This window comes from Salinimicrobium oceani, assembly GCF_012037645.1.
On the sequence record NZ_JAAVJR010001405.1, the window covers coordinates 1 to 313 of the forward strand.

1 pseudogene is annotated in these 313 nt (G+C 44.7%); it reads right to left on the bottom strand.

The features are described 5' to 3' along the window. Nucleotides 1–313 (bottom strand): annotated as a pseudogene (locus tag HC175_RS22415) (ATP-binding protein); the annotation flags it as partial.

Here is a 313-nt window from a genome sequence, read left to right on the forward strand (position 1 = left end):
CTTCTCCTGGAGGTTTCTTCGAGCTCTTCTTCAGTAATAAGATTTCCCTGCTCAAATTCCGCCGACTTTGATCTGCCATCTCTTGTGGATTCGACTCTAAAACTGCTGGAAAGGGCATTAACTGCCTTTGTACCTACCCCGTTTAATCCAACTGATTTCTTGAAGGCGCGGGTGTCATATTTTCCCCCGGTATTCATCTTGGAAACCACATCAACTACTTTTCCAAGCGGAATTCCCCTTCCGTAATCCCGTACGATCACCTTTTGATTTTGTACCGAGATCTCAATGGTTTTTCCTGCACCCATGACAAATT